Consider the following 9,206-nt stretch of genomic DNA (forward strand, 5'->3'; position numbering starts at 1 on the left):
GCTCCGGGTCGGCCACCGCGGCTCGCCCGCCACTCAACTGAGCACCATGGTGCTGTTGCTCGCCGTCGCCGGTTACTTCCTGCTGCCGGTCTGGTGGCTGGTCGTGTCGGCTACGAAGTCAACCGGCGACCTGTTCGGCACCAATGGTTTCTGGTTCGGGTCGAACCTGCACGTCGCCGACAATCTCACCAAGCTTTTCCAGCACAGCGACGGCGCCTTCACCCGCTGGATCCTCAACAGCATGCTGTACTCCGGCGGCGGTGCTCTGGCCGCTACGCTCATCGCCACGATGGCGGGGTACGCCTTGGCGAAGTACCCGTTCCGGGGCCGGGAGGGCGTCTTCGCGGTGATCATCGGCGCGGTGCTGATCCCACCGCCGCTGCTGGCCCTGCCCCTGTACCTGCTCGCCTCGTCCACCGGCGTCGTCAACACGTACTGGTCCGTGCTGATCCCGAGCGTCGTCACCCCGTTCGGGGTCTATCTCGCCCGGGTGTACGCCGCGGCCTCCGTACCCGACGAACTGATCGACGCCGCCCGGGTGGACGGCGCGGGCGAGATACGGATCTTCTTCACCGTCGCGCTGCGGCTGATGTCGCCCGCTCTGGTCACCATATGCCTGTTCCAGTTCGTCGGCATCTGGAACAACTTCTTCCTGCCGCTGATGATGCTCGCCGACGACAAGCTCTGGCCGCTCACGCTGGGGCTCTACTTCTGGAACAGTCAGCTCCGGGACCAGCCCTGGTACGACATCGTGATCACCGGCTCGCTGATCTCGGTGGTCCCGCTCGTCGTCGCGTTCCTTGCGCTGCAACGCTACTGGCGCTCGGGTCTGTCGGCCGGAAGCGTCAAAGCCTGACCGTCGCGAAGCGGACACTCTGTGCCATCCCTGATCGGGCACCTGCTGTGCCCGGGCCCGATCCGACCGAGGAAGTCCACCAGAATGCCGACCCACTACATCCTGCGGGTGCAGACCCGGCCGGAGCTGAGCCCGGCCCGCACTGCCGCGCGACTGGTCGAGATCGCCCGCGACACCGGTGCGGACGAGATCTGCATGTTCGCCTTCGCCGAGGAGCGCAACGACGGGCATCCGAGCCTGGACGAGGTGCGGCGGTGGTGTGAGCACACCCGCCCGGCCCGCGCCGCGCTCGCCGAAGCCGGGGTTCGGATCAGCATCAACCCCTGGGCGACGCTGCTGCACGTCGATCGGGGGCGGCGGCTGCGGCCGGATCAGCCCTGGCAAACGCTGGTCGATCCGTACGGGCAGGCGACGCAGGCGCAGGTCTGCCCGCTGGATCCCGGTTGGCGTGCGTACTACCGCGAGGTGCTGCGGCGGTATGCCAGCGAGGAACACGTCGCCGTGGTGTGGGTGGAGGACGACATCCGGCTGCACAACCATGCACCGCTGGAATGGGGCGGCTGTTTCTGTCCGTTGCATCTGGAGCGGTTCGCCCGGCGGATCGGTCGGGTTGCCACCCGCAAGGAGGTGGTCGCCGCGTGTACGGCTCCCGGCGTGCCGCATCCGTGGCGGGCGCAGTGGCTGGACATGTGGGACGAGGCGCAGGTCGAGCTGATCTCCGAGTGGCGCGAGATCGTGGCGCGGCTCGGCCGGCGCCTCGGCCTGATGTCGAGCCAACTGCATGAGCACAGCGCGGAAGGGCGGCTGTGGGACGCGTGGTTCGGTGCACTCGACCCGGACGGCACCCCAATCCATCGGCCGCACTTCTGGCCGTACAGCTCCAGCACACCGGACCAGTTCTCAGCGGCGGTGGTGCGGCTGGACGCGGCCCGGGCGGTCCAGCCCGCCGCCGTGCGGAGTTTCCCGGAGATCGAGAACTACCCGTACGGCCGGTGGAACAAGTCGTTCCGCGAGATGTTCGCCCAGATGGCGCTGGCGCACGTGCTGGGGTCGACCGGGCTGGCGATCTCGGTGCACGACTTCATGGGCAACGAACCGGGGGATGAACCGACGCGGGCGGCGTTCCTGACCCAGGCGCGGCCGGCGCTGGACCTGATCGCCGACCTGTTCCCGCCGGCCCTGCTCAGCACCGGGGTGGGGATTCCGTGGTCGCCACAGGTGGCCCGATATCGGGCGGTGCCCGCTGGAGAGCACGGACGGTGGGAGGCTCTCGCCGCCCCGGTCGGCGGTATCGCGCCGTGGCTCATCGCCGCCGGTACGGCCGTCAGTCTGCGTGGCGAGAGCCGGGTCAACGCGCTGTCCGCCAGCACGGTTGACGCGGCCACGCCGGAAGATGTTCATCGCTGGCTTTCCGCTGGTGTCCTGCTCGACGGCCCGGCGGCGCTCGGCCTGCAAGCCCGCGGCTACGGCACACTGATCGGCCTCACCGACGCCCGCTGGATCAGCCAGGATCACCTGCCCTTCAGCATCGAACGCTGCACCAGGGCCGAGTTCGGGTTACGTCAGGGCTGCGACATCAGCGTCAATCAGGGCGCCGGCTCGCGCCTGCACTGTCTGGTGCAGGGCACCTTGGCCCCCGGCGCACAGCACGCCAGCATCCTGCTCGATGCCCGCGGCAATCCGGTTGGTCACGGCCTGGTGCTCTTCGAAAACGAACTCGGCGGCCGGGTCGCGATCCTGCCCTGGCCAGCGGAATCGCCCGTATCGATGAACGAGCAGCGGGCCGCGCAACTGGCCAAGACCGTGGACTGGCTCGGCGACCACGACGGGGCCGGGCCCGAACACGTGGCGGTCTCCGGCCATCCGTGGCTGATCCCGATCGCGCTCACTGACGGTGAACGCTGGCGGGTCGCGGTCGTCAACGCCAGCCCGGACGACGCCACCGCGTTCGCGGTGCGGCTACCGGCCGGCATGCCCAGCCCGGCCGGCGCCCTGCACGTGACCGGGACCGGACGGCTCGCCCCGGCCACGCTCGTTGACGGGCAGGTCCGTACGGTGCAGCCGATGCGGCAGTGGGAACTCGTGCTGCTGTCCTCAAGCCCCATTCAGGGATAGTCGATCAATGTCGTCGGGACGATCATCCGGCGCGGTGGCCCGTCCGCACCTCCGTCAGCCGCGTCAAGCATCCGGTCCAACAACAGGCGGCCCGCCTGGCGACCGATCTCGGCGGCGTCGTAGCTGACCACGGTGAGCGGCAGGCCCAAGGTGTCGGCGAGCTCGAAGTCGTCGAAGCCGGCCAGTGCGGTGTCCACGCCGGCCGCACGGATGGCCCGGAACGCGCCGATGGTGTTTCGGTTGTTGGCGGAGAACAGCGCGGTCGGCGGCTTGCGCAGCCCGAGCAGTTCGGCCGCCGCCCGCTCTGCGGCACCATGCCCGCGACCGACTCGCCGAACATAGCGGTCGTCCAGCGGCAGGCCGGCCGCGTCCAGCGCCGCGCAGTAGCCGCGGAACCGCTCCGAGCCGGTCCAGGTCGCCGGCGGAAGCCCGAGGAAGCCGATCCGCTGGTGCCCGGCGTCGATCAGCCGGACGGTTGCCGCCCTGGCTCCGGTGAAGTCGTCCACCAGCACGCAGTCCAGGGGCACACCGTCCGGCGGCCGGGCACCGAGCACCACCGGGGTGCCGCGGAGCCGGACGGTCTCCAGGTGGGACTGGTCGTTGCCGGCCGGTACCACGATTATCCCGTCCACCCGTCGGGCCACCAGGTCCCGGATCATCTGTCGTTCCCGCTCGACGTCCTCGCCGGAGTTGCCGAGCACGGCGCGGATGCCGTGCTCGGCGAGTACCGACTCCACCCCGACCGCCAGCTGTGAGTAGAACGGGTTCGCCAGGTTGGTGATCACCAGGCCGACCAGGCCGGTGTCACGGCCGAGCCGCAGGCTCCGGGCCACCTCGTTGCGGTGGTAGCCGAGTTCGTTCACCGCGGCCAGCACCCGGGTCTTGGCTTCGGCGGACACCGCGGGGCTGTCGTGCAGCACCCGGGACACCGTCATCGGGCTGACGCCCGCCCGTTCGGCCACATCGCGCATCGTCGGTGGCTGGTGCACGATCGGACTCCCTCGCCGCATCATCCTTCGGTCGGTATCCCAGCCGGAGGTATCGTGCGACAACAGTGCCACGCCGCGCCAACCAGCGGTGACAGCACGGGCTGGCGCGCCGGCACGAGCGCCGGGCCGGCCCCGCCCAGGCCGGCCCGCAGCGGCGGCTCGATCAGGTCCCACGATGCCGATATCGCTCCGCCGACCACCAGCACCGTCGCCTGGAACCGCGTCAGCCAGGGGCCGAGCGCCCGGCCGAGGGCCCTCATGGCGGTATCGATCACCGCCTGGGCCTGCGGCTCGCCGCTGCGGGCCCGCTCGGCTATGTCTCGGATGTCGATGTCGGGACCACCGCCGTACGCGGTGAGCAGGGCGCGGCGTGACACGATTTCTTCCAGGGGGCGGCCGCCGATCGTCAACAGATCGACTCGGCCCTCCGGCGGGACGGAGTCGCCGGCAGCAACGATCGTGCCGTCGGCGAGGAAGGCCGATCCCACGCCGGTGCCGAGCGTGATGGCGGCTGCCCGGTCGTGCCCGGACACGGCACCGGCCACCCATTCGCCGATCAGGAAAGCCTCGGCGTCGTTGATGAAACGCAATCGCGAGCGGGCCAGCCCCAGCCCGTCGGCGACCGCGCTTCGGACGTCCACGCCGTACAGCGAATCGAACTTTCCGACGGACTGGAACAGGCCGACGCCCCGGGCGACGTCGAAGGGCCCGGGCACCGCGATCCCGCACCAGACCTCCGCGGGCAGGTCGAACTCGCGGCCGCAGGCCACGATGCCGCTCAGGATCTCGTCGGCGGTGCCGTCGGCGCGCAGCGGCCGGCGTCGCACCCCCTCCGGCCGCACCGTCCAGGTGGCGGTATCCACGACCGCCGCGGCGACGTGGGTCCCGCCGATGTCGAGTGCCGCCAGGACGTCGTTGTCCGCCACGGCTATCGCACCAGAGACTTCACGACCTGTACCCGCTCCTTGCCGATCCGGGTCAGGGTGTACTGCCCGACCGCGGCGGGTATCACCAGCGTCTCGGCATAGGCAAGCAGATGTTCGTCGCCGGCGCCGGTCCGCACGACCACGCCGGGGCCCTCGACGACGTTGAGCACGTGGAACCGGTCCACCGTGTCGTCGTTGGCGGGCTGGCCACCGTCGAGCACGAACCGGCGCACCTGGTAGAAGACATCAGGCAGGTCACCCAGGAGTTCCTCCTGCCAGCCGACGCCGGAGCGCAGCAGCCGCGGTGCGGGGACCAGGTCGTCGCGTACGGACCGGCCGCGGCGTGCGGTGTCCAGGTTCGCGAACGCGTGCTCGATGTGCACCGGCCGCCGACGCCCGGCGGCGTCCTGCCGCAACCAGTCGTAGAACCGCAGGGAGTACAGGTACGGCGTGGCGCTGATCTCGAGCACCAGGTTGCCGACCCCGCTGGCGTGCGGCGTGCCGGCAGGGATGAGGAAGAGCTGGTGCGGGTCCGCGGGATGGGTCTGTACGTGGTCAGTTACCTCGAAGGGCGCACCGTCGCGGTACGCCGCCAGCGCCTGCCGGTGGAACTCGTCCAGGTCGACGTCGTCGCGCAGGCCGAGGAACACCTGGCTGCCCGGGCTTCCGATCATCACGTAGTACGTTTCGTGCTGGGTGTAGTCCCAGCCGAACACCTGGCGCATGTAGTTGAGCCGTGGATGGCAGTGTACGGACAGGTGCCCGCCGTCGATGGTATCCAGATAGTCGAACCGGATCGGGAAGGAGGTGCCGAACGCGGCCTGCACGGGAGGCCCGAGGATCTGTTCCGGCAACAGCGAGACCATCATCTGGAACGGGACCTCGATCCGCGCGGCGTTCGGCTCGCCGATCAGCACGCCGTTTTCCGGGGCGATCAGCTCGTAGCCGAGTGCCGTATTCGGCGCCTCCGGGTTGAATCCGAGCTCGCGCTGCGCCCAGTGCCCGCCCCACGGCGTGGAGTTGAAGAAGGGTCGTACCCGGAACGGGCGGCCGGCCAGGGTTCGAATCGTTGCCCGGAGTGCCGCACCATCAAGTGAGGTCGGTTCGGCACCGGTGACCGGGTCGGGTTGAAGATCGATCCAACGGTCGATCCGGCCGGCGATCCGGTCGCGGTGCCGGTCGAGTACAGGCCAGTCGATGTAGAACAGCCGGCAAGTGGTGCCTGGGCCGGCCGTGGCGGGCTGCCCGAGGTTCCGCGCTCGACCGGCGTGCATGGCGGCCTCGGCGTACCGCTTCGGCAGGTCTGCGTACCAGAGCAGGTCATGCGGGACGAGCCCGGCGCCAGGGCCGTAGACGATGGTGACACCATCGTCGGCGGCCGGGGCCGGATCGGGCAGCCGCAGAAAGTCCCGCAGGGTGCACCGCGCGATGGTGGCGAAGTCCGGGTCGTCGACGCGTTCGGCCGCCCCGGCGGGCTCGGTGAGCTGCAGGATCTCGCCCCAGGTCCGGAAGTGAGCGGTCATGTCGACCTGGCGTACGGCTACGCCTCGCTCGGCCAGTGCCTTGGCCAGCCCACCCGCTACGGTGTCCCAGTCAAGGAACGCCGGCCCGTCGAGGGCGAGCACCGTTGGCGTGGTGGGCACGGTGGCGGCCGCGTCGTCCCAGCCGGACCGCACCCGATCGCCAGTCGGGCGGTAGCTGGGGTCTCGTTCGTAGGTTCGTGGCGGTGCAGGCAACTGGGTGCTCCTTCCGGCGGTATCGATACCATACCGCCGGGCGCGCCGACCCGAGCACCCAGGTGACTTTCGCCCGTGTCCCATTGTCGGCCGTGGATGATAGCGATAACATCAACCAGCGTGCGATGCGTTCGGCGTACGGCACCTCCCGTGAGCTGAACCAGCCAACATCCGACCGTGATCCGGCAAGCGCGGCTGCTGACCAGAAGCCAAGCCATCAGCAGCCGCGCCGCACCACAAACAGGCGAGCACCCCGGCGCTACCGGTCGACTGCTCGCGGCCGGCGGACCTCGGCCGTGGCGAGAAGATCCTCGTCGGGCATCCGGTGCTCTGTCCCTCAGGCAAGTCAGGTTTCGCCCCTGCCAGGCGAACATTCCGGAATGGAGTGCAGGTGATCAGGTACAGACGTACTGCGGCAGCCGTTGCCGCGGGGGTTCTTGCTGTTGCCGGAGTGAGTCTGGCCCCGCCCGCGGCGCAGGCGGAGCCACCTCTGGAGATCAAAGCGGGTTTCCTGTCGTTGAAGTTGAGTGGGACCGGCCGGGTGACCAGTCTGGTGGATGTTCGCCGGGGCACCGATTACGTGGCGGCGGGTCAGTCGGTGCCGCTGGTCAGTGTGGTGGCCGACGGGCAGCAGGCAGCGCCGACCGAGGTGGCGTATTCGGCGCGGGATAAGGTGTTCACCTTCCGCACCGACAAGGCCACGATCGATGTGAAGGTCGTCAAGCTCCCGACGTACTCGACGCTTGAGGTGGTCGGGTTGGACCCCGCGCCGGGCGCGGATGTGCAGACGCTGCTGTGGGGTCCTCTCCCGACGAGCGTCACCCAGACCATCGGTGAAACCGCCGGTGTGGTCCGTAACGATGCGTTCGCGTTCGGGTTGCGTCCGCTGAATGACAAGACCGTGGGTGGGTGGCCGAACGAGCACCTCGCCTACGGCTTCGGCCCGGACCTCATCTGGAACCCGTACGGCCTCCAGACCGGTGTGAAGGATGAGTGGCTGGCGAGTAACGTCGCGGCGAAGACCACGTGGGGCAGCATCCTGCGGGCTTCCACGTATGACTACAGCCGGGTGCGGATCCGGCAGCGGACCAACGGGTACGAGATCCCGCTCGGGCCGCTGCCGGCGCCGGAGGGCCGGATCGTCGGATCGAAGATCGCGCTGTTCGGCAGTGCCCCGGATCTTGCTCTCAGCGTGCTGAGTGAGATCGCCAAGGGTCAGGGCCTGCCCTACCCGACCATCAACGGCCAGTGGCAGAAGGCGGCCCAGCGCACCTCGCAGTCCCACTTCTGGATCCACGATCTCAACACGAGCAACGTGACCGCTGCCAGCCGGTACGCCAAGCAGGCCGGGATCAAGAACATCTACGCGATCGCCGGAAACGGGCCATGGGTGTCGCACGGGCACTACCAGTTCAACAGCGCGTTCGGGGGATCGGACGCGGCCGCGGCCCAGGTGGTGGCCGCTGCCACGAAGGAGGGGATCGAGGTCGGCGTACACACCCTGTCCGACTTCATCGACGTCCATGACCCGTATGTGAAGTCCCCGGCTGACCCGCGTCTGGCCGTGGGGGGAAGCGTCAAGCTGACGCGTCCGCTCGGCCAGTCGGACACCACGCTCTATGTGGACGCCGACCGCCCCGTGGGACCCGGCCTGGACGGCAGGCGGCTGCGTATCGGTGACGAGTTCATCACCTACGGCACGGTCACGAAGATCAGCGACACCGAATGGCAGGTCAGCGGCCTGGGGCGGGCGCAGTGGGGCTCCGCGGCGAAGTCCTACCCGGCCGGCACCAGCGCCGCTCGCGTCAACCAGAACGGCTACGGCGGCGCGATCGGTGACCTGCCGATCATCGACGAGATCGCGACCCGGCTGGCCACCGCGTACAACAACACCGGTATCCGGGCCACGTCCTATGACGGGTTGGAATCGGCGGGCTACACCGGCTGGGGTGGCTACGGCTTCGCCCGCCTGGTCAATGGCGTCTACCGGCAGCTCGATTCACAGGACTTCATCACCGAATGCAGCAACCTCTCGTCCAACACCTGGGACGCCCAGTCCCGAGCCAGTTGGGGGGAGATCGGCCCCACGGACTACGCCCAGATCATGCGGAGCAACGTCTTCTACCGCGCCAACTATCTGCCCGGGATGATGGGTCAGCAGGGGCTCTCCGGCAACTCCAGCCTTCGGACGATCGAAGCCACCCTGGCGCGTGGGGCCTCTCTCGACGCCGGCATCAACTACGAGACCAGCGTGGGGAGCCTCGCCTCCGGATCGAACACCGCCGCGGTGCTTCAAGCTGTCAAGCTGTGGGAGTCCGCGCGCAACAACGCTGCGTTCACTCCCGAGCAGAAGAAGCTGCTGGGCGATGCCAGTACCTACTGGCATCTGACTGAGGTCACCCCGGATCGGGAGTGGTCGCTGCAGCGGTTGGATTCGGCGGGTCAGCCGGTCGGGGAGCCGCAGGTGGTGAAGGCTCCGGAGCCGGGGTTCACCACCCCGGAGCCGCCGAACGGGCAGGTCGGCAGCCTGTACGAGTTCAAGGTCACCTCGAGCACTCCGCAGACCATCCGCTACGAGATCACT

At 69.1% G+C, this 9,206-nt stretch carries 6 protein-coding genes; 3 read left to right on the top strand and 3 right to left on the bottom strand.

What is annotated here, in order from left to right:
• Positions 1-856: carbohydrate ABC transporter permease (locus ONA70_RS31740; RefSeq protein ID WP_319959342.1), on the top strand; the 856-nt coding region annotated here is incomplete at its 5' end.
• Between the two features lie 84 nt (positions 857-940).
• Positions 941-2,971: a hypothetical protein gene (locus tag ONA70_RS31745; protein WP_265010175.1), complete on the top strand. Its 2,031-nt coding sequence runs from the start codon at positions 941-943 to the stop codon at positions 2,969-2,971.
• On the opposite strand, the gene ONA70_RS31750 is transcribed toward ONA70_RS31745, so the two are convergent.
• The 3 genes from ONA70_RS31750 to ONA70_RS31760 are packed head-to-tail and all read right to left on the bottom strand — an operon-like array spanning position 2,962 to position 6,562.
• A complete protein-coding gene (locus ONA70_RS31750; protein ID WP_265010176.1) occupies positions 2,962-3,960 on the bottom strand; it encodes a LacI family DNA-binding transcriptional regulator in 999 nt (332 codons plus the stop codon). The two genes, ONA70_RS31745 and ONA70_RS31750, sit on opposite strands and share 10 nt — an antisense overlap.
• 20 nt (positions 3,961-3,980) lie before the next feature.
• Complete coding sequence (locus ONA70_RS31755) at positions 3,981-4,886, bottom strand: ROK family protein (RefSeq protein WP_265010177.1); 906 nt, start codon at positions 4,884-4,886, stop codon at positions 3,981-3,983.
• A gap of 2 nt (positions 4,887-4,888) precedes the next feature.
• On the bottom strand, positions 4,889-6,562 hold the full coding sequence (locus tag ONA70_RS31760) for a class I mannose-6-phosphate isomerase (RefSeq protein WP_265010178.1): 1,674 nt from the start codon (positions 6,560-6,562) through the stop codon (positions 4,889-4,891).
• 601 nt (positions 6,563-7,163) lie between these two features.
• Between ONA70_RS31760 and ONA70_RS31765 the strand changes: the two genes are divergently transcribed.
• On the top strand, positions 7,164-9,206 hold a 2,043-nt coding region (locus tag ONA70_RS31765; protein ID WP_265010179.1), incomplete at its 3' end, for a hypothetical protein.

Origin of the sequence: Micromonospora yasonensis, from assembly GCF_026013475.1 — a bacterium.
In the GTDB taxonomy this organism is placed as follows: Bacteria; Actinomycetota; Actinomycetes; order Mycobacteriales; family Micromonosporaceae; genus Micromonospora; species Micromonospora yasonensis.

Bases quoted from the DNA above. Each gene is read 5' to 3' on its own strand.
- ONA70_RS31745 (WP_265010175.1), top strand. From the start codon at position 941: ATGCCGACCCACTACATCCTGCGGGTGCAGACCCGGCCGGAGCTGAGC.